Genomic DNA, 20,472 nt, shown 5'->3' with positions numbered 1-20,472 from the left:
TATTTACCCCTGCTTTTCAGCCAATAGTTGCTGAATGTTGGCAAGTAATTCTGCCTCTTGGAATGGTTTGCCCATGTAGTGTGTCACGCCCAAGCTGAAAGCACGTTCACGGTGTTTTTCACCCGTACGCGATGTAATCATAATAATCGGCAAGTTCTGGTGAATTTCGTGGTGACGAACCAAGTTCGTTACTTCGAAACCATCCATACGTGGCATTTCAATATCCAGCAACATCAGGTCTGGTTTAACGCTCTCAAGCTGTTCCATCGCATCGACACCGTCTTTTGCTGTCACAATATCAAAGCCTTGACGCTCTAATAAGCGCGATGTCACCTTACGTACCGTGACCGAGTCATCCACAATCATCACTAAACGACGTGTATCCTGATGGCGACCAAAGTCACGGTGATCAACTGCATGCGTCACACGCTTGGTACTTAAAATCTGACGTGCAATGTTCTGACCATCTAAAATCAAACACACATGTCCATTACCCAAAATCGTTGCACCAGCAATTGCACCAATGCTGGCAAACTGTTGCCCAACTGGCTTCACTACAATTTGCGCACGTGAACCAATCAACTGATCGACCAATAAGGCAATGGTTTGTCCACTGTTGCCTTTAATCAACAACACCGGCAATGAATGTCCAATATTACTCAAACGCGGGATCGGCTGATTGGATAAAAACTCAGATAAATAGCGCAGTTTATAACTCACACCATCAATTTTGAATTGGTCATCTTTGCTGTGGAAATACTGATCCAATGCTGTTGGAGCAATACGCACAATACGATCAATCTGCGCCAATGGAATCGCATATTGTTGATCACCTGCTTTTACCATCAAAGCATCGCTCACCGCTACCGTAGTCGGTACGCGAATAATGAAGGTCGTACCGAATCCAATTTCCGATTCAACCGTGACATGTCCACCCAGTGCTTTAATTTCACTTTGTACCACATCAAGACCAACACCACGTCCAGAAATTTGCGTCACTTCTTTGGCCGTACTAAAACCCGGATGGAAAATAAACTGTAAGATTTCCTGTTTATCTAGCACTTGATCGGCTTTAATTAAACCTAGGTTTAGCGCTTTCGCTTTAATCGTGCTTTCATCAATACCCTTACCATCATCTTTAAAGCTGACGATAACGTCTGTACCTTGACGACTAATGTTCAGTTCAATTTGACCTGTCGCTGATTTTTTCGCAGCGCTACGTTGTTCCCCATCTTCAATACCATGGTCGATTGCGTTACGTAGCATATGCTCAAATGGTGTAACCAAACGTTCAAGAATCGTACGGTCTAATTCACCTTCAGTGTTATGAACGACCAATTCCGTTGGACGGTTCAAGGTTGAGGCGGTCTGACGCACAATACGTTGTAAACGCGGCAACATACGTGAGAACGGCACCAAACGTGTCCGCATTAAGCTTTCTTGAATCTCCGCTTGAATACGGGATTGTTGTAATAACAAGCCTTCTGCATCACGAATTTTTTCAGCCAAAGTGCTCTTGAAGTCGACTAAATCCGAAGCTGATTCGGCTAAGGATTTAGACAATTGATTGAGCGATGAATATTGGTCCATTTCCAAGGGGTCAAAGTCTGCGTAGCGCGAGTTTTCAGAACCGTGCTTCGCAATAATTTGACTCTCAAGCTCGCCTTCCATTCGACGCAACTGATCCGCCAAACGCTTAATTGCAAGCTCCATCTCGTTCAAAGTATTGCCGAGTTGACCTAAGTCCATCTCGATACGCGAACGGTTAATTGCATTTTCACCTGACAGGTCGATCATTTTTTCAACCAAATCAGCTGAGATACGGATCATCTCATTACCGCCATCCAAGTGAGTCGTTTCTTTCCACTCACCCAGCATTGCTGGCGGCTCAGTACCATCACCCTGCACAAACTCAAAACTTGGTACCGCATTGAGTAAATCAATTTGAGTTACACGCGTAGGTAATTGTGCAATCACATCCACATAATCAATAGATGCTAAGCTATTTTTCAGACCATCATAATTACTAAAATCACGTTTGAAGATGGCTTGTTTTAACCATTCAAATGCGGTTTGCAATAATGGGTCATACACGTTTGAACTGAAATTATGTACAGCAAATTGCTCAAATGTGGTTTCTAATTCATAAGCAATCGCACCAACAGGTTCATTCACCGCCATACGCGCGCCGCCTTTTAAGCTGTGCGCAGCACGTTGCAATTGTAGTAACACACTACGGTCACTACGTTGTTCAGTCCACTGTTTCAGTAAGCCATCCGTAGTCGCTAAAATTTCTTCAGCTTCTTCCAAGAAGGTTTCTTCAACAATTGATAACAGACTGGCTTCTTCTTGGACAAGTGACGGAGTATCCAGCTGTTCAACGACAGTAACGTCAGTGTTTTCAACTACACTTGACGCTTCAATTGCAGTTGCTGACTCAACCGCAGCTGCCTCAGCTTCAATCGTTCTATCTATATTAGATAAAGGTTCTTCAACTGCCGCAACAAACGCTTCAACTAAAGGCTCGGATGCTGTAGTTGTAACAGTCGTACCCTCAACCAAGCTCTGAATGTTATGCAGTACATTGATAGTCGCTGTTGCTGGATAATCAACCTTCTCCGTACGAATGACCTGAATTCGGTCTGCGACGTCATCCTGTACTAAGCGTATGATGCTGATCAACTGTGGTGTTGTGGCAATTTGCTGACGAATCACACGCTCATAAATAGACTCTAATTCGTGTGCAATCGAACCAATAAAAGGTGCAGAAATCATATTGGCACCACCTTTTAAGGTGTGCAAATAACGCATTAAATTATTGAGTGCCGCGGTATCATTGCCATTTTTAGACCAAGTATTGAGATCCTGATCCATCCCCATCAATAATTCTTCGGCTTCTTCCAAGAAGATATCAAGCAAATCATCATCAAAATCGGTATTGGCTGTATTCGATTGCTTGTACTGATGATCCAATGCAATTTGCTGCGAAATCTGCGCAAGATCAAGGCTTGGTTGTAAAGTATTTCCAGAAACAATAGCCTCAGCAACAGGTTCAATTACCGTCGTCGAAGTCGATTCAACATCTTGCTGTACGAAGGCCATTAATTCATTCAGAACTTTATGCACTTCTTCAGTCAGAATGACGCGCTGGCCCGCAGCTAAAGTGTCAAATAAATGGATAAATTCTTGATGTGCCTGACCAAATAACTCGTATGCATAATCTACATTGAGTAATTCTGGCTTTTCCAGTAAGGCTTGATAACCAGCATATAGCTCAGAAGTAAAGTCATGAATTCCTTGTGCAGCACGGTTATTGGTGAATTCCAGCAATTGTTTTGCTTGTTCACCTAAGTGCTGAATATATTCAGGATATTCAACCTTAGCACGCTGATCAAACTCAAACTCGGCATCAAGCAGCAGATCAATATTTAACTCGATCAGCTTCGAGACCATACCTTGTGGGTTCAGTTCATCGTCTACGTCTTCTATACTGAAACCATAGTTATCCCAAGCCGTACTGAACGTAGCATAAATCACGTCAAGCTGTTCGTTCGTACCACGCCCAAGCACATGTAAATAGTCACGTACAAATTCAGCATATTGGGTGAGTAAAGAGATTTCCTTCGAAGTAGAAACGATCTCTTCTTGAACCAAAGTTTTAAATAGATTTTCAACTTTTGAGCTGGCATTAAAGACATGCTCAATTTGCGCCATAGACGAACTACCGCGCAATGTATGTAAAGCCCGGATTAAACCATTGTAATCTTGTACTTTGGTTTCATCTGCATTTAAGAACTGATCGATAGTCGCTAAATGGTCTTCCGCTTCTTCAATGAAGATCGCTAAAGTTTCTTCAAGGACATCATGTACTTGATCATCCTGTTCAGATGCGTCTGCAACTTGCGGCTCAGATTCAGCCACTTCGATATCTCTCAGCTCTAATCCCGTCACGACATCATTACTATTTAGATGATTAGACAGTTGTAGCAACTCTTCTAGAGCAGGTTCTAAACTTTGATTTTGTTGTAATTGTTGTCCAATTAAAACCAATGGACGAAGATCAAGATCAATTTCCTGTACCGCTTTGAATATCGGATACAGTTTAAATTGATACAGTTTGAATACTGTTTTAGCGAATTTTTGAACCGTTGCCGTGAGAGGCACAGCCCCTGAAATCACACGATTTAAGGTATCTTCAACCGCCCATGCTGTTTCACCTGCTGACTTTGCCCCCACCATACGACCAGAGCCTTTTAAGGTATGGAAGTGACGACGTATGCTCAACAAAGTTTCTTGATGTGTCGGTTCAGCGTACCACTTTTCAAATAATGGATCTAAGTCAACGAAGATTTCTTCAATTTCTTCAACAAAAATTTCAAGAATTTCTGCATCTTGATCTAGATAACTATCTTCCGGAAGCGTTGTCGTTTCAACTAAATGTTTTAATATTTCTTTCATAGCTAAGGCTTCTTGCGTTGTCAGCTACCCAAAAAAGGTGCATAAACTTCATTATAACCATCATCCCAAACCAGTCTTTTTGCGCAAACTAATTGAGTTGATGTGTATCCTGATTTTGGTATGCCACTCAGACAATGAGCAGCATACCTCCCCCAAAGCAAGCGCTTAATCAGGCAGTTTAAAGTCTGTTACAGACTCACGTAACGCTTCCGCCATGTTCGCAAGTTCAGAGACTGAACGTGCTGTATCGAAAGTCGCAGTGGTAGTTTGTGAGGTAATTTCTTGTACGACGTTCATCGTAGTTGCAATATGACCTGCAGACGCGGATTGTAGCTTTGCGGCATTCGAAATGTTTGCAATCAATTTCGCCAAATTACCCGATACGTTTTGAATCTCATCCAGTGCAACACCAGCATCCTTAGATAAGTTCGCACCACGTACAACCTCAGACGTGGTTTGTTCCATCGAAATTACAGCTTCGTTGGTATCGGTCTGAATGGTTTTTACCAGTGTTTCAATCTGTTTGGTTGCTGAAGCAGAACGTTCTGCAAGACGCTGTACTTCATCCGCAACTACGGCGAAACCACGACCTGCTTCACCTGCCATCGATGCTTGGATCGCTGCGTTTAAAGCCAAGATGTTCGTTTGGTCGGCAATATCGTTAATCAAGGCAACGATGTTACCAATTTCTTGCGAAGATTCACCCAAACGTTTAATACGTTTAGAGGTTTCTTGAATCTGCTCACGAATGATATCCATACCTTCAATTGAACGGTTTACAACGTTCGCGCCATTTGCAGCAATTTTTACTGAACGTTCTGCTACCACCGCTGATTCTTCAGCGTTTGAAGATACTTGGTCAATTGACATTGCCATTTCGTTAATCGCGGCAGATGCACCCGCAATTTCTTGCGCTTGGTGTTCAGATGCCTCAGCTAACTGGTTAGTAATCCCCTGTGTACTTGCCGTATATTGTGCAACCTCTTGAGAGGTTTCAGTAATACGCGATACAAGATCACGTAATTGGTCAATTGCGAAGTTAATCGAGTCAGCAATTGCATCCGTGAAGTCTTCAGATACCGTTGCATATGAACGTAAGTCACCATCTGCAAGATCGGCAATCTCATCCAGTAAACGTAAAATCGCGTTTTGGTTACGGTCATATTCATCTTGTAGACGAGATACACGTTTTTTATCTGATTCACCACGAAGTACAAGTAATTTAAATACACAGAATAAGAAGGCAATCAGGGCTAGAATTAGACCTAAGGCAGGAATTGCAATCGCTAAACCTGTACCAACTGACAATTTGTTCAAATTGCTTAACAATGCATCCGACTGTTCAAAAATCGATGATGACGCTTGGCGTACTTTAACGATTTGTGATGAGTTCTTTAAAACGGTTGCTGCTGCTGACTTCAGTACATCATCATATTCAGATTGAATACTGGTTAAAGAGTCACGCATTTCAGGGTCATTAATACGCTCTACACCTAAGTCCGCACTGCCATTTAACTGTGCGTTTAAGTATGACGCGAAGGTTTCTGTATCTGAGCTAAAATCATCCGCAGATTCACGCGAGTTGTCTGAACCCGTTAATACCGAACCAATTGAACGTAGGATACGTTCCGCGATGAATACTTGGTTTTTTGCAATCACGACTTGGTTGGCTGGCACATTTTGACGTGCCATTTGGTCAACCATTAAGTTGTACTCTGCCTGAATCCCCGGAATACTTTCACTAATCGCAATGTTGGTATCGTAGAGTTGGTTAATGATTTTTTGTTGCGATGCAATTAAATCAATATTTTCAGAAACTTTTTTCCACTGCGCATCTACTTCACGCAGTGCATCTGTACTCGCGTGAATATCTTTTACTGTTTCTAAGTTTTCAGCAAAAGACTTTTGTGATTCTGTCAGTTTTTTAATGGCTTCAGGGGTACCTGATGCTGTTGCTTCAGTTGCCTGACGCGAAATCGTTTGTGATAAAAGACGTAAATCACCCAAGCTACGGGTGAATTCGTTATTTCGAGGTACGCTATAGAATAGGTACAACAATAAGAAAATTGCCAGTACGATACAAAATGCCGCACCCAAAATTAATGGCTTGGACTTTTCACTATCACCAAATACACGTGAAAACTGTTCCGTCTGTGATTGAAGTTTTGCTACTAAAGCATTTCCACCTGAGCGGTTACTGCTTCCATCCGTATTTTTCTTTTTAAGTTTAAAGCCCATGCAGCTTCTCCCCGATTTACGCCCTTATAATTTCGCGCGCGACAATGATATTAATTTATAAATTTTACGCGAATCTCAACTTTTTAAGTCTTTGAAATAAAAAGGACATAACCCAATTTAATTTTCGACTAAGAAAAGCAAAGCAAGTTATGTCCATTTACGAATTTATCATTTCTGTATTTTTAATCATAGAGCAATTTTACTCAGCGATTGTCATTCAACCTTTAAGAAGTAGAGGATTTCCACCCGCTTTAAGTGATATTGAAATTCTTACTATACAAATTGTGGGAGAGTTTCTTGGCTTAGATTCTGATAAAAATATCTGGTTCTACTTTAAACACAATTGGTTTGAATGGTTTCCAAAATTAGGTTCCTATCCTAATTTTTGCAAACATTGTGCAAAATTATGGCATGTAAATCAACAGATTATGTCACAACTAAAATCTGTTTTCGGTTTAGATAATATTCATTTTATCGATGGCTTTCCTATACCTGTTTGTCGTTATGCTAGAGCAAAAAAACATAAAAACTTCAAAGAATCTGCAGGTTTTAGTTATTGTGCGGCTAAACAAGAAAAATATTATGGTTTCAAAGGACATATCGTTATTAACTTTTCAGGAATGATTACAGGCTATACTTTTGCTCCAGCTCATTGTGATGAACGTGATGTTGCACCAGAAATTACTCAAGATATTCAGGGATTACTTGGTGGTGATAAAGGATACTTAAGACCTGAATTAAAACACTATTTTAAGTACCAAGATATTGATTTACAAACACCTTATAGAAAGAACATGACTGATAGCAGGTCTAAGGAAGCTATGGCGAGGCTCATGAATGCTCGTAGAAAAATTGAGACTGTTATAGGTCAATTAACTGAACGATTTCACATTCAAAAAGTAAGAGCTAAAGATTTATGGCATTTAACGCATAGAATTACGCGTAAGATTCTTTCACATACCATTGCAGTAATTTTAAATACACGATTAGGAAATCCACCTTTACAACTGGAAAGCCTTATTCAAAGTTGAGATTGGCGTAAATTTTATAGATGCGTTCATATACTTTGGATTGTCTAATAAGCGACTGAATAAGAAAACATGCCATTGTTGGTTGTGTTGGTGAAAATACCCTTGGCAATATTCTTTTAAATTCCGATCTAAATCTTCATGTTTAGAAAAGAAACTCTTCTTATTAAAGTGCTGAATCCCCAGAACCTGATCTACAACTAAACCGACATAGTGGTCATTATGACTAATACAGAGTACTTTTTGAGTCGGTGAATACGCACTACGATGCCCAGATACATAGTGCGCTAAATCGGCAACAGAAAGTAAACGTCCTCGAATATTGGACAAACCCACAACCCAAGGTTGAGTATTTGGCACTAAGGTATATTTCGGAGGATAAATTACCTCTGCAACTTCACCTAATGGCGCAACGAAATATTGCCCCATCATCTCAAAAGCAATGCCCGACCAGCGGTTTACCTCATTTTCGTTTGAAACGTAGTTTTTATTACCACGTTTAGCAAGTCGAAGTAATTCGATAAATCCATTTGCTGCCATAGAGCTTATCCTGCGTTCAGGTGTTGCTTAATCACATCAATCAGTTGGTTTTCATCAACAGGCTTGGTTAAATAATCACACGCACCTTGACGCTTACCCCATACACGGTCTGTAGCCTGATCTTTAGTACTGACGATCACTACGGGAATGTGTTTTGTTGTTGCGCCACGCGCAATTTGACGGGTTGCTTGAAAGCCATTAACGCCTGGCATCACCACATCCATCAAAACAAGATCAGGAAGTTCAGCTTGAGCCATGGTTACACCATCGGCACCATTCGACGCTTCAATCACTTCAAAACCGTGTTTCCCCAAAATTTCTTTAAAGCGGAATGTCTCTGTAGGTGAGTCATCCACAATTAAAATACGCGCCATAATTTTTTCCCCCAATTACACTTATATTATTTATGCTGAAACGTGATTACGAATCGCATTTAATAATTCATCTTTACTAAACGGCTTTGTTAAATATTCATCTGAACCGACAACACGCCCTTTGGCTTGGTCAAATAGACCATCTTTGCTAGAGAGCATTACGACAGGAATATTTTGATAATTTTGTGAATTTTTGATTAATGCACACGTTTGATAACCATCTAGTCGTGGCATCATAATGTCGACAAATACGATATCAGGATTGGCTTGAGCAATTTTTGACAATGCGTCAAAACCATCGACTGCAGTCACCACTTCACAACCTTCACGTTGCAATAATGTTTCAGCTGTGCGACGAATGGTTTTTGAATCATCAATGACCATTACTTTTAGATTCTGGAATTTATCGTCCATTTAATATGACCCTTCCCATTTTTAGAATGTTTGTAGAAACAGATTCGTAGACGCTTTACAAGTTACGTACACTTTTAACATATATTTACTTATATTTTCAACGAACAGTTTCCGCATAAAACCACACTTCATCTTCTTTTTAAGAACGGCTTCACACTTTCCTATACCCGTCGATTTTTTTTTGACTGATTATATTTTTTATTCCTAAATTTAGGACTAATATAGCACTATTTATTGCTTGTAAATAAGTAATTTAGTCAACTTTAAACTGGGGGTATCGATGCTTAGGGAGTTTAATCACAAACTTGCTTTGATCGTAAAAAAAAGGATGACTGCGAAAGTCATTTTGCTGGCTTTGCTAAGTTTGCAGACCATCTCGATTATGGCCGATCCACCTAAAGCGGTCTGGTATCGATATTACGACAGTAAAGGCATCGCAAACGTCAGTAGCAGTGTCACCCCCAACCATATTCGTTATGGTTATGAAGCACTCGATAGCAACATGCAAGTGATTCAACGGGCACGTCCATACAACGCAGAAAAAGATGCGCAATATGCGCCACAACGTGCAGCAGCAGCCAAGCAGCGCGAGTCAGATCTTAAATTAAAACGTGCTTATACCAACAGCCAAGTCGCCACTCAAAAACGCAATACTGCCCTTTCCTATATCTTAAAACAGATTAAGTTTCAGCAAGATGAATTAAAACAATTACAGAATGACCGCATTGGATTCTTACGCCAAGAAAAAGAGAACATGCGTAAAGGCAAAAGCAATCCGAAACTACTCCAAGATATGATTGATTACAATTCCAAAAATATTGTGATGAAAAAAGAGCAAATACAATCGTTACAAAGTCACTATCGTAATACCAAGGCTGAATACGACAGAATTATTGCTCGTTTAAAAACACTTGAATAATCTGCGTCTTATTTACAGTGTGCTGACATTCGCCGCTAGACCAAAGGATTTGACTCAATGCAGGCTGCACCATGTATAAAAACTAAATTAAGCCGCCAAGTGCTCCCTATTTTTAAACTCAGTCCGCTGTGTTTGTGCTTACTCCTCTCGGCCTGCCAAAAACAAGACGAGGCCACATCTCCGACTTCATCTACAGCTAAAATCGAGCTGATCGCAGAAGACTTGGTCCAGTTCCAAGAAGGGCCTTCTATCCAACGTACAGCCTTTACTGGCACCATTCGAGCCGTCAATCAAAGTTCCATTCAGGCTCAAGTGACAGCGACAGCCACCGCCGTCTCCGCTCAAGTTGGACAAGCTGTTCAGAAAGGGCAAGTACTGGTTCGATTGAACAATCAAGATAATGCTGCGCGTCTTGCCCAAGCTCAAGCCAATCTTGCATCAACCCAAGCCCAAGCCAATCTTGCAAAAAGCATGGTTCAAAGAAAAAAACGTTTACTCGATCAGGGCTTTATTTCTAAAGTGGAATATGAACAAAGCCTTGTGGACTATCAAGCTCAATTAGAAAATGTTCATGCGCAACAAGCCAATGTTGATATTGCCGAAAAAGCGGATCGCGATGGCACTATTTTAAGCCCGATTTCAGGAGTTATTACTCAACGTCAGGTAGAACCTGGACAAACAGTATCCGCAGGACAAACCCTTTTTGAAATCATTGACCCGAGTCATTTAGAAATACAGGCCAAAATTCCAAGCGATCTACAAGCCGCTTTAAGTTTGGGAGAAAAAATTGAATATCGACTGCAAGGCAATCCTCAAAAACTGACAGCCAAACTTATTCGTATTTCCCCGATTGCTGACCCCACAAGCCGTCAAATTGAGTTTTTTGCTCAGCCAATGGAAAGTATTAATTCATTGAGTATCGGGACCTTTGTGGAAGGCGACATACTTGGTTCACAGTCCATCACAGGCCAAATTATCCCACTGGATACCATTCAAAATATACAAAATTCGCCTTATGTTTGGGTGATTCGCCACAATAAAATTGAACGTGTTCACATAAAAGTATTGGAACAACGCTATAGCAACAACAGTGCTGTGGTACAGGGACTACAAACCGGCGACCGCATCAGTCGTATAACGTTTAATGAAAAAGATTTGCATCAAATGGTGACAATCAATCCATAAAATAAGAAAAGGTTGTTGCTATGTGGTTAACCCGTATTAGTGTGAAATATCCTGTTTTTACCATCATGATGATGTTCTGTCTGATGGTTTTAGGCTTAGCCTCTTGGCAAAGAATGGGAGTTGAGGAGTTTCCTGATGTCGATTTCCCCTTCGTGGTGGTTTATACCACTTATCCAGGGGCATCGCCTGAAACAGTTGAGTCTGAAATCACCAAGAAAATGGAAGATCAAATCAATACTATTTCAGGTTTAAAACAGGTCATCTCTCAATCTAGCGAAGGCTTGTCGACCATTATTGCTGAATTTGATCTCGATGTTTCTTCCGCTATAGCCGCGCAAGATGTCCGTGATAAAATTGCACCGGTCACCGCTGAGTTTCGAGACGAAATTCAAGACCCAATTGTTGAACGTTACGACCCTTCTGCCAATGCCGTGATGTCAATTGTATTTGAATCACAAAACATGTCACTAAAAGAGCTCAGTTCTTATTTGGATCAGCGTATCGTTCCACAATTTAGAACCGTTTCTGGTGTCGGGACAGTCAACTTATTGGGTGATGCCCAGCGACAAATTCGCATACAGATTGAACCCCACAAATTACAAAGTTTTGGGATTGGTATTGATCAGATCATCAACACGCTAAAAGCTGAAAATGTCGAGGTTCCGGGTGGAACGTTGAAACATGGTAACAGTGAACTTGTGGTCGAAATTAAGTCTAAAGTGATTCATCCTTTAGCCTTCGGCGATTTGGTGATTGCCAATAAAAATGGTGTACCGATTTATTTACGTCAAGTTGCAAGCATTTCAGACAGCCAAGCCGAACTTGAGTCAAGTGCCTATTTAGATGGTAAAACCGCTGTTGCGATTGATATTTTACGCAGTTCCGATTCAAATGTAATTGACGTGGTCGACGGCACTTATGAGACCTTAGCAGATATTCAAAAACAGTTACCTGAAGGCACCACAGCAAAAGTCGTGGTAGATTCATCCAAAGGCATTCGTAACAGCATCACCGATGTTGCACGTACGATTATTGAAGGTGCAGCTCTTGCCGTTTTGATTGTCCTGCTGTTTTTAGGCTCATTCCGTTCCACCGCCATTACAGGCATGACGTTACCGATTGCTCTCCTTGGCACTCTGACGTTTATTTGGATCTTTGGCTTTAGCATCAATATGATGACCTTACTGGCACTATCACTCAGTATTGGTCTACTCATTGATGATGCGATTGTGGTCCGTGAAAATATTGTGCGACATGCAGACATGGGCAAAGACCCTGTCGCAGCAGCCCTTGATGGGACCAAAGAAATTGGACTCGCTGTTTTAGCCACTACCTTAACCATTGTTGCGGTGTTCTTACCTGTGGCATTTATGGGCGGTATTATTGGTCGATTTTTCTATCAGTTTGGCGTAACCGTCAGTACTGCTGTGCTGATCTCCATGTTTGTCAGCTTTACTTTAGATCCAATGCTATCTGCGCATTGGGCTGAACAGCAAAATCCACATAAGCCACCCAATCGAGTTAAACATTTTTTCAATTGGATTTCTGGCAAACTAGATAATCTCAGCCATGGCTATGAGAAATTACTCAAGCTTGCTCTGCGCTTCCGACTCATCACCCTCATGATTGCTGTGGCTTCACTGTTCGGTGCATTAGGCTTATCTAAACTGATTGGAACAGAGTTTGTCCCTGTTCCAGATAAAGGTGAGATTCGGATTAAGTTCGAAACACCTGTCGACGCCTCTTTGGAATATTCACAAGCCAAACTGCTGCAAGTCGATAAAATTATTCAGCAGCACCCTGACGTTCGAGCAACTTATGCGGTGATTAATGGTGTTACGGATCGTGGTAAAAACCATGTCAGTATTCGCGTAACCGTTACGCCACGTACAGAACGTAAGAAAAGCTTAACCGACTTAAACAATGAGTTCCGTCAACGCCTACAACAAGTGGGTGGCATTACCGTGACCTCAATTGCCTCGGCAGATGAAACGGTATCGGGCGGACAAAAGCCCGTAATGATTTCCATCAAAGGTCCTGACTTAGCCGAATTGCAAAAAATATCAGACCGCTTTATGACAGAAATTGCGCAAGTCAAAGGCATTGTCGACTTAGAAAGCTCACTTAAAGCCCCTAAACCGACTTTAGGCGTGCATATTAATCGGGTCTTAGCCAGCGATTTGGGGCTATCGGTCAACCAAATTGCCAATGTCATTCGCCCACTGATTGCAGGGGATGATGTCACCACATGGCAAGACAACAAAGGCGAAACTTATGACGTTAACCTGCGCCTAACTGAAAATGCGCGTAGCTTACCTAGTGATGTACAAAACCTTTACCTCACATCGCAAAAAATGGATGCCAATGGTCAAGCTTTATTGATTCCCCTTTCTAGTGTTGCACATTTAGAAGAAAGTCTGGGGGCATCGCAGATTAATCGTCGCGATCTAGCAAGGGAAGTCTTAGTCGAAGCCAACACAGCAGGTCGTCCTGCAGGCGATATTGGTGTAGATATTAAAAAAATTGAAGACAACTTTGACCTTCCAGCAGGTTATAGTTTTGACACGCAAGGTTCAAACAAAGACATGGCTGAATCCGCAGGTTATGCCATGACCGCAATCACCTTATCCATTGTGTTTATTTATATTGTGCTAGGTTCTCAGTTTAATAGTTTTATTCACCCTGCGGCGATTATGGCTTCCCTACCACTATCATTGATTGGGGTGTTTTTAGCGCTCTTCTTATTTAATTCCACCATGAATTTATTTTCCATTATCGGCATTATTATGCTGATGGGGTTGGTGACGAAGAATGCGATTCTATTGATCGATTTCATTAAAAAAGCCATGGATCACGGCGTTGATCGTTATCAAGCGATTATTGATGCGGGTAAAACACGTCTACGCCCTATTCTGATGACCACAAGTGCCATGGTGATGGGCATGGTGCCTCTGGCTTTAGGGCTAGGTGAAGGGGGGGAACAAAGCGCACCTATGGCACATGCAGTGATCGGCGGTGTCATTACATCGACACTGCTGACCTTGGTGGTGGTTCCTGTGATCTTCACCTATTTAGATGACTTTAAGAACTTTATGCTGCGTCAAGTACGTAAAACCATGTCATAATAATCAACATTTTTCTGAGGCGGTGTCGACATGCCTCCTCATTTTTTATCGTATAATCTTTGACTTTCAAAGTTTAAAATTTTAGGACAGTTTCCATGCGCGCGAGTCGCTTTTTATTTGCAACGTTAAGAGAAACCCCAAATGACGCAGAAGTGATTTCACATCAACTAATGCTACGTGCTGGGATGATTCGTAAATTGGCTTCAGGTTTATATACTTGGCTGCCGATGGGCGTTCGCGTATTAAATAAAGTTGCAGCGATCGTTCATGAAGAAATGAACAATGCGGGTTCACTCGAAGTCCTGATGCCCATAACTCAGCCAGCGTCTTTATGGGAAGAATCTGGTCGATACGTCCAATACGGCCCTGAACTGCTTCGTTTCAAAGACCGCCATGGCAACCCTTTCGTACTTGGTCCTACACACGAAGAAGTTATTACCGATCTTGCGCGCAATGAACTCAAAAGCTATAAACAATTGCCTGCAAACTTCTATCAAGTACAAACCAAATTCCGTGATGAAATTCGTCCACGTTTTGGTGTAATGCGTTCACGTGAATTTATCATGAAAGATGCTTATTCTTTCCACGCAAACCAAGAATCACTGCAAGAAACCTATGACATCATGTATGGCGCGTACTGTAAAATCTTTAGCCGTTTAGGTTTAGATTTCCGTCCAGTACAAGCCGATACAGGTTCAATTGGTGGTTCAGGCTCACATGAATTCCACGTGTTAGCATCAAGTGGTGAAGATGATATCGCCTTCTCGACTGAATCTGACTATGCGGCAAATATTGAAATGGCTGAGGCCGTTTTAGTCGGTGAACGTGCAGCGCCAACCAAAGCATTAGAAGTTGTCGATACACCAAATCAAAAAACCATTGCAGACGTCTCTAACTTCTTAAAATCTGATCCTGCACACTCTGTCAAAGCCTTGTTAGTGCAAGGTATTGCAACCGAAGAAGGCCAAGCAACACCTGTAGTGGCATTGTTCTTACGTGGCGATCATGAGCTTAATGAAATTAAAGCGGAGAAGCATCCACGCATTGCATCACCATTAACTTTTGCAACAGAAGAACAACTTGCTGCACTTGGTTTAACCGCTGGTTTCTGTGGACCACAAGGCTTGGTAGAAAAAGGCTTAACGGTCATTGTCGACCGTGCTGCATCGGTACTGTCTGACTTTGTTGCGGGTGCAAATGAGGTTGATAAACACGTGACAGGTCTCAACTGGGAACGTGATGCACAGTTCACCGAAGTTTATGACTTACGTAATGTGGTTGAGGGTGATCCGTCTCCAGACGGTAAAGGTACGCTGCAAATTAAACGCGGTATCGAAGTGGGTCATATTTTCCAACTCGGTCAAAAGTACTCAGAAGCTTTGGGCTGTAAAGTTCTAGGTGAAGATGGCAAACCATTTACGGTAACCATGGGTTGTTACGGTATTGGTGTAACACGTGTAGTTGCATCTGCAATTGAGCAAAACTTTGACGAAAAAGGCATTATTTGGCCTGCGGCAATTGCACCATTTGAAGTTGCCATTGTGCCTATGAATGCACATAAGTCTCCACGTTCTTTAGAAGCAGCTGAAGCACTGTACGCTGAACTTACGACAGCAGGTTATGATGTATTGCTGGATGATCGTAACGAACGTCCAGGCGTGAAATTCTCTGACCTAGAGCTTACAGGTATTCCTCACCGTATTGTGATTGGTGAGAAAGGCTTGGATGCAGGTACTTTTGAATATAAAGGCCGTCGCGATGCTGAATCTGTAAACATTTCTAAAGACGAGTTGTTAGCGAAAATTGCAAAATAATTCATTTTAGAATAAAAAATCCCGCGTATATCGCGGGATTTTTTTATGACGTTATATATTTAACAGAACTTTAATCCACCGTAGCAGTTCGATCGAAAGTTTTGCCCTTGTAAGCTTAAATTAGTCAGTGGGAAATCTAAAGTTGTAGAATTCATTGGAACATTACCAACTGCTAAGTCACTCCCCAAAGCACACTGAAAAAGTAAATCTCCACATGGCCGTGGATGCTCAGTTAAATCTTTATTAATGCCCGCAATGGTTTGTTTTAAGACTTCATTGGTAATTGCTACTTTAGTGGTTGGGCTTAAGCTGCCTAGCTCAACTTCATCCTCCATCGCTAGCCACCATCCTTTATTCGCACCAACTGCAGCCCCTGTCCATAAGATATCTTGTGATTGCAAGGATAGTGATGCAGGGTTGTTTAAATACAGCGCATGTATTAAACCTAAACTCTGATTCACAGTGATATCGGTTTTTAATCCCGTGATATTCCCTGTTACCTGCTTATTCAGAGGCACGCCGCCGAGTACTGTTGCAGTAAGAGGACCTGAGAAATTGATTTGTCCAACAGTACCGCTTCCTTTTAAAGTTACATCTTTCATTCGAGTTCCTGACACAATTGTCGAATTGATAGTAAAAGGTGCTGTGGTTGAACTCAGGGTTAAATTATAATTATCGGATGTGTAATCCAATGTTGTCGGAATAAATAAAATTGTTCCTGTAACCTTCCCTTTAATTTGTAAACCCGTATCTGCATACGTCATAGTACGAGCTTCTGTTACAGCAGTACCTGAAGCTGTTTTAGTTTTCATATAACCACTAAAGGTATTAATGCCGTTTGGCGTAGAAGTATTCTCTGTACCAAGGGTCATTAAACCTTTAATCTTTTCAGCACTGACACGAAAACCGAGTACTTCACGTGTTGCTGCTGAGGTCGGATTTTTAATGGCGAACTGAATAAATGGATTTGTGATTAATGCCGAAGTCGCTGCGCGCTGATCCGATGTATAGTTTGGATCATCAGGTAGTCCACTTAAACCAATATGATCAATATCAATATCACAACTGTTGGCTCGAATTGAATTATTGTCGCCACCACATCCCAATTGAAGCTTTTTAATATTGGCATTCAGCTCCAATTCCGCACTAAGGGCTAACTTATAAAAACCAATGTTCGATTGATTATATGCTTTTCCTTGTGCATCGGTTGTATTCGTCCCCTGCTGAAACTCTAGATTCATCAAAGATTGACCTTCAACTTCTGACAATTCCTCGTCATTTAAAGCGGTCATCGCATAACTTTGACTCAAACCTAAAGTCGCTGTGATTAAAATTGAAATTAAAGACTTATTCATTTTATTTATTCCTTGTCATCCTTTTTAGCGCGGTGTAATCCCTAATGTGCTACGCATAGCCCCACCCGTAATAGCAATATCGGCAACCTTCTGCATGGTACCTGTTGGAGACAATGCGACCTCCGTCCTAAAGGCTGCTCCTTGTCCACCTGCTAATGCCTTATAGTTAAATTGCACTTGATTATCTATGACCACTGAGTCCTTTTGCATATGAATTTTGCCATTCAAACCTAAGTGACCTTGCATTTTGTTCAAGTTAAAACTTGAGGTTTTTGTTGTTGTTCCATTGCTATCGGTATTACTGAGGCTAATAAAACTGCCTTTTTTACTTTCATTACTCAGGTCTGTACTACTCAACGTATTAAACTCAAAATTGGATTTAAATGACAGATAATTGCTTTGCGGTGTTCCGCCTACAGCCTCAAGTCCTGGAATAATAAAGAGTTCACCTTTACCATCCAACATAAAAGCAATCGATGCGAGAACATCATCTTTTTTGGCAAAGTTATTAATCGGTACGACTTCTTTGGCACAACTATTTACCCCTGCTGGACAGTTATATAGTGCACCCGGAAGCTGCCCGATTGCGATTTCCGCATTGGCAGCAAACAATAAGCTATCGGCTTTGATATAGATTTCATTTTCATTAAAACCAATCACACCATTGGCTTTAAAATATGAGTCAATATTACGTAAGCCTGTATAGTAGTTAACTTCTTCGCCATGCTTACTCATCGCACCATCAATGACGATAATAGACGTTGTTTTAGGGTTGCCTTGACTATCTTCACCGTAACCATCAGTTGATACTGCGATGTCATAACCCAACCCATCCTTCACTGTTCCAGCGGTATTGGTATATTTCTTGGCAAAAAATGCTGCATTGGCATTTAGGTTATAAATTGGAATACCTAAGCCCCATGTCCCTTCGTTAGTATTGTTTACCACAATAGAATTATCTGAAATAAAGCGAGCTTTACGTGCAATGGCTTGAAAATCGAGTCCACGTACAGCAATAAAAGCCATATTTGAAGCATTGCCCGTTGGTGATGGGTTATAAATCAACTCATAGTTTTGCGCACCCAATATCGTCTTAATTTGGTCATTGACTACAAAACCCATTGAGTTGGTGCGAATGTTATTGATATAAATCTGGCCAAAATCAATATAGGCATTTTGACTGTTTATTGCTGAATTGGGGTCAGTAGAAGTACGTACATTGAGCGGTGATAAATTTGAAAACTCGATGGCGTAACTGCCTGTACCAGTGTGTCCTAATTCAAACGTTGTTGGCGTGCTAGCACCAAGCAAACTATTCCCTGCACGGGTAAAGTCAGCCGATACATTTAAATGTAAGCCACCCGCATTCTTAAAACCATAACCTGCAGATGCAACCACCTCATTTTCTTGAACATTACCGTTAACACGGTTGACCGTATTAAACTTAGCAACACCAGTTTGGTCAGCATTCAACGCGATCTTGCCATTGGTTAAAGCACCCGATGCCCCTATTCGAATTAAGTTTCGATGAGTCGAGTTTACTGAGCCATAACGTAAATCAACGTTTAACCCCGGATTTGTGGCATTACCTACACGACTGTCATGCACATCAGTTTTATCTTCCACTCGACCTAAAACAACAATATTATCGCCAATACTGCCCTTTGAAGTGAGAACCACACCTTCCGTTTCATCGATATAAAGATATCCATCAGCAGATAAATTGAAGTTGAAATCTTTTAAGGTTAAATCTTGATTATTCTGTCCATAACTAATACTGGCATTCTGTAATTTAAAATCTAAATGCACCTTTGAGTCGCGGTTAAACAGACCATTCGTCGTTGCTAAGTACACTTCAAAAGGTGAAATAGTTGAAAGCTTAAAACTTCCTAAATTTTGATCCGTTTCACCCGTTGCACAATTTGGTGAACACATCAGCATGATTTGGGCAGCCGTTGCGGTAAAAGGTGACACACTTGCAGAGAGCTGAATACCAACCCCTTGCGTACCATTGGCTAATTGTGTTGTTCCCACATCAAAATCGAGTTTGGTTTTAATGTTGTTATAACCAGTCGCCGTTTTTACTTCAATATCATGTAAACCCAGTTTAATCGGTGTTTTTCCGATTTCCGCTGGATCGACCCAATTCAATTGTTTAATGTCAACTTTTGAAGCTTCATGGGTAATTGAAATACCATCTTGACCCGTCACATCACTTAAAATCTGATCATTCAAAGCTTGTAATGCATAACTTTGATTCGCTGCACAGATACACAGTGTCAGAAGGTTTAGTTTTATTATTTTATACATCTCAATATCCTTTTGAAACTATGTGTCTAACAGCGGCTACCCGCAGTGCCCGAGCAGTTATAGCTAAAGATTTTTAGATTTCCATCCAGATGTAAGTTTCCGTGAACATTTAAGCCCATAAAGCCTTGTTCCTGACCTTTATCAAAAGTTGGTACAGTTTTACTCGTACCATAACTGTTATACGTTGAGGTATTGAAATATCCATTTTCACCACTTTCTACTGAAAGGCTGGCAAAACCTAAGTTACGAATTTTAAGGGGTTTATCATCGAAAAACTTTAACAACATTGCAGTTTGTGGCTTACCTTCTTTATTCAGAATTGTGGTACCTTCCAGCGAAAATTTATCAATTTGTATGGTGCCTTGGAACTGCTTAAACACCAGCCATTTTCGTTGCCCATTTTCCTTATGATTATTTGGGGAAATGGAGATACGACACAGTTCTAATAAAGCGCAATCTTGATTTGCGCGCATTTGATAATAGGCTTCAGTGACAATAGCTCGCCCATTTGCATCTACACCATTGATCCTAGAGATCGTATTTAAACTCATATCATTGGCATATTGGTGGTTGATCGATAGGGTTAAGCTCAAATCTGCACCACCCTGTCCAGTCACACCGACCAGCTCCTTATTATCCAAATCTACCAAACCCGCTTGAGACAACATGGATACCGACATCAACATGGTTACACATAGTTTTTTTATCATGT

Annotated in this window: 13 protein-coding genes; 5 read left to right on the top strand and 8 right to left on the bottom strand. The window is 41.1% G+C overall.

What is annotated here, in order from left to right; translation table 11 throughout:
• Positions 1-3 precede the first annotated feature (3 nt).
• Positions 4-4,458 (bottom strand): hybrid sensor histidine kinase/response regulator, encoded by a 4,455-nt coding sequence (locus AC4CVD_RS04665; RefSeq protein WP_490752218.1) that lies wholly within the window; start codon positions 4,456-4,458, stop codon positions 4-6.
• 165 nt (positions 4,459-4,623) lie between these two features.
• Entirely contained in the window at positions 4,624-6,696 is a 2,073-nt protein-coding gene (locus AC4CVD_RS04660) for a methyl-accepting chemotaxis protein (RefSeq protein WP_490752216.1), read from the bottom strand.
• Positions 6,697-6,845: 149 nt separating this feature from the next.
• Between AC4CVD_RS04660 and AC4CVD_RS04655 the strand changes: the two genes are divergently transcribed.
• On the top strand, positions 6,846-7,727 hold the full coding sequence (locus AC4CVD_RS04655; protein WP_019767920.1) for an IS982 family transposase: 882 nt from the start codon (positions 6,846-6,848) through the stop codon (positions 7,725-7,727).
• Here AC4CVD_RS04655 and AC4CVD_RS04650 read toward each other — a convergent pair.
• Genes AC4CVD_RS04650 through pilG form a run of 3 tightly spaced genes read right to left on the bottom strand, consistent with a single transcriptional unit; the run spans position 7,698 to position 9,052 of the window.
• The gene (locus AC4CVD_RS04650; RefSeq protein ID WP_490752214.1) at positions 7,698-8,264 is read right to left on the bottom strand and encodes a chemotaxis protein CheW; all 567 of its coding nucleotides are present in this window, start codon (positions 8,262-8,264) and stop codon (positions 7,698-7,700) included. The two genes, AC4CVD_RS04655 and AC4CVD_RS04650, sit on opposite strands and share 30 nt — an antisense overlap.
• Before the next feature lie 5 nt (positions 8,265-8,269).
• Entirely contained in the window at positions 8,270-8,638 is a 369-nt protein-coding gene (locus AC4CVD_RS04645) for a response regulator (protein ID WP_004694491.1), read from the bottom strand.
• A gap of 30 nt (positions 8,639-8,668) precedes the next feature.
• Positions 8,669-9,052, bottom strand: coding sequence for a twitching motility response regulator PilG (pilG, locus tag AC4CVD_RS04640; protein ID WP_004694493.1), 384 nt, complete (start codon positions 9,050-9,052; stop codon positions 8,669-8,671).
• A 280-nt stretch (positions 9,053-9,332) separates the two neighbouring features.
• Here pilG and AC4CVD_RS04635 point away from each other — a divergent pair, with 280 nt between their 5' ends.
• From AC4CVD_RS04635 to AC4CVD_RS04620, 4 genes are all read left to right on the top strand, one after another.
• Positions 9,333-9,971, top strand: coding sequence for a hypothetical protein (locus AC4CVD_RS04635; RefSeq protein WP_078425398.1), 639 nt, complete (start codon positions 9,333-9,335; stop codon positions 9,969-9,971).
• 57 nt (positions 9,972-10,028) lie between these two features.
• Positions 10,029-11,156, top strand: a complete 1,128-nt coding sequence (locus tag AC4CVD_RS04630; protein ID WP_114837842.1) for an efflux RND transporter periplasmic adaptor subunit — start codon at positions 10,029-10,031, stop codon at positions 11,154-11,156.
• Positions 11,157-11,176: 20 nt separating this feature from the next.
• The gene (locus tag AC4CVD_RS04625; protein WP_114837843.1) at positions 11,177-14,281 is read left to right on the top strand and encodes an efflux RND transporter permease subunit; all 3,105 of its coding nucleotides are present in this window, start codon (positions 11,177-11,179) and stop codon (positions 14,279-14,281) included.
• A 95-nt stretch (positions 14,282-14,376) separates the two neighbouring features.
• Positions 14,377-16,095, top strand: a complete 1,719-nt coding sequence (locus AC4CVD_RS04620) for a proline--tRNA ligase (RefSeq protein ID WP_114837844.1) — start codon at positions 14,377-14,379, stop codon at positions 16,093-16,095.
• Between the two features lie 59 nt (positions 16,096-16,154).
• On the opposite strand, the gene AC4CVD_RS04615 is transcribed toward AC4CVD_RS04620, so the two are convergent.
• From AC4CVD_RS04615 to AC4CVD_RS04605, 3 genes are read right to left on the bottom strand one after another with little or no spacing between them, the layout of a single operon-like run.
• Positions 16,155-17,450, bottom strand: coding sequence for a hypothetical protein (locus AC4CVD_RS04615; RefSeq protein ID WP_234951385.1), 1,296 nt, complete (start codon positions 17,448-17,450; stop codon positions 16,155-16,157).
• Positions 17,451-17,474: 24 nt separating this feature from the next.
• A complete protein-coding gene (locus tag AC4CVD_RS04610; protein WP_490752211.1) occupies positions 17,475-19,760 on the bottom strand; it encodes a DUF6160 family protein in 2,286 nt (761 codons plus the stop codon).
• Positions 19,761-19,786: 26 nt separating this feature from the next.
• Positions 19,787-20,470, bottom strand: a complete 684-nt coding sequence (locus tag AC4CVD_RS04605; RefSeq protein ID WP_490752209.1) for a hypothetical protein — start codon at positions 20,468-20,470, stop codon at positions 19,787-19,789.
• Positions 20,471-20,472: the final 2 nt, after the last annotated feature.

This window comes from Acinetobacter sp. LipI_23 (assembly GCF_058243045.1).
The sequence above is the reverse complement of the archived record's forward strand: the minus strand, read 5'-3'. Positions and strand labels throughout refer to the sequence as shown.

Coding starts and splice junctions, on each gene's coding strand:
- AC4CVD_RS04635 (WP_078425398.1), top strand. CDS start 9,333: ATGCTTAGGGAGTTTAATCACAAACTTGCTTTGATCGTAAAAAAAAGG.
- AC4CVD_RS04630 (WP_114837842.1), top strand. CDS start 10,029: ATGCAGGCTGCACCATGTATAAAAACTAAATTAAGCCGCCAAGTGCTC.
- AC4CVD_RS04660 (WP_490752216.1), bottom strand. CDS start 6,696: ATGGGCTTTAAACTTAAAAAGAAAAATACGGATGGAAGCAGTAACCGC.
- AC4CVD_RS04615 (WP_234951385.1), bottom strand. CDS start 17,450: ATGAATAAGTCTTTAATTTCAATTTTAATCACAGCGACTTTAGGTTTG.
- AC4CVD_RS04650 (WP_490752214.1), bottom strand. CDS start 8,264: ATGGCAGCAAATGGATTTATCGAATTACTTCGACTTGCTAAACGTGGT.
- AC4CVD_RS04655 (WP_019767920.1), top strand. CDS start 6,846: ATGTCCATTTACGAATTTATCATTTCTGTATTTTTAATCATAGAGCAA.
- AC4CVD_RS04625 (WP_114837843.1), top strand. CDS start 11,177: ATGTGGTTAACCCGTATTAGTGTGAAATATCCTGTTTTTACCATCATG.
- AC4CVD_RS04605 (WP_490752209.1), bottom strand. CDS start 20,470: ATGATAAAAAAACTATGTGTAACCATGTTGATGTCGGTATCCATGTTG.
- AC4CVD_RS04665 (WP_490752218.1), bottom strand. CDS start 4,458: ATGAAAGAAATATTAAAACATTTAGTTGAAACGACAACGCTTCCGGAA.
- AC4CVD_RS04610 (WP_490752211.1), bottom strand. CDS start 19,760: ATGTATAAAATAATAAAACTAAACCTTCTGACACTGTGTATCTGTGCA.
- pilG (WP_004694493.1), bottom strand. CDS start 9,052: ATGGACGATAAATTCCAGAATCTAAAAGTAATGGTCATTGATGATTCA.
- AC4CVD_RS04620 (WP_114837844.1), top strand. CDS start 14,377: ATGCGCGCGAGTCGCTTTTTATTTGCAACGTTAAGAGAAACCCCAAAT.
- AC4CVD_RS04645 (WP_004694491.1), bottom strand. CDS start 8,638: ATGGCGCGTATTTTAATTGTGGATGACTCACCTACAGAGACATTCCGC.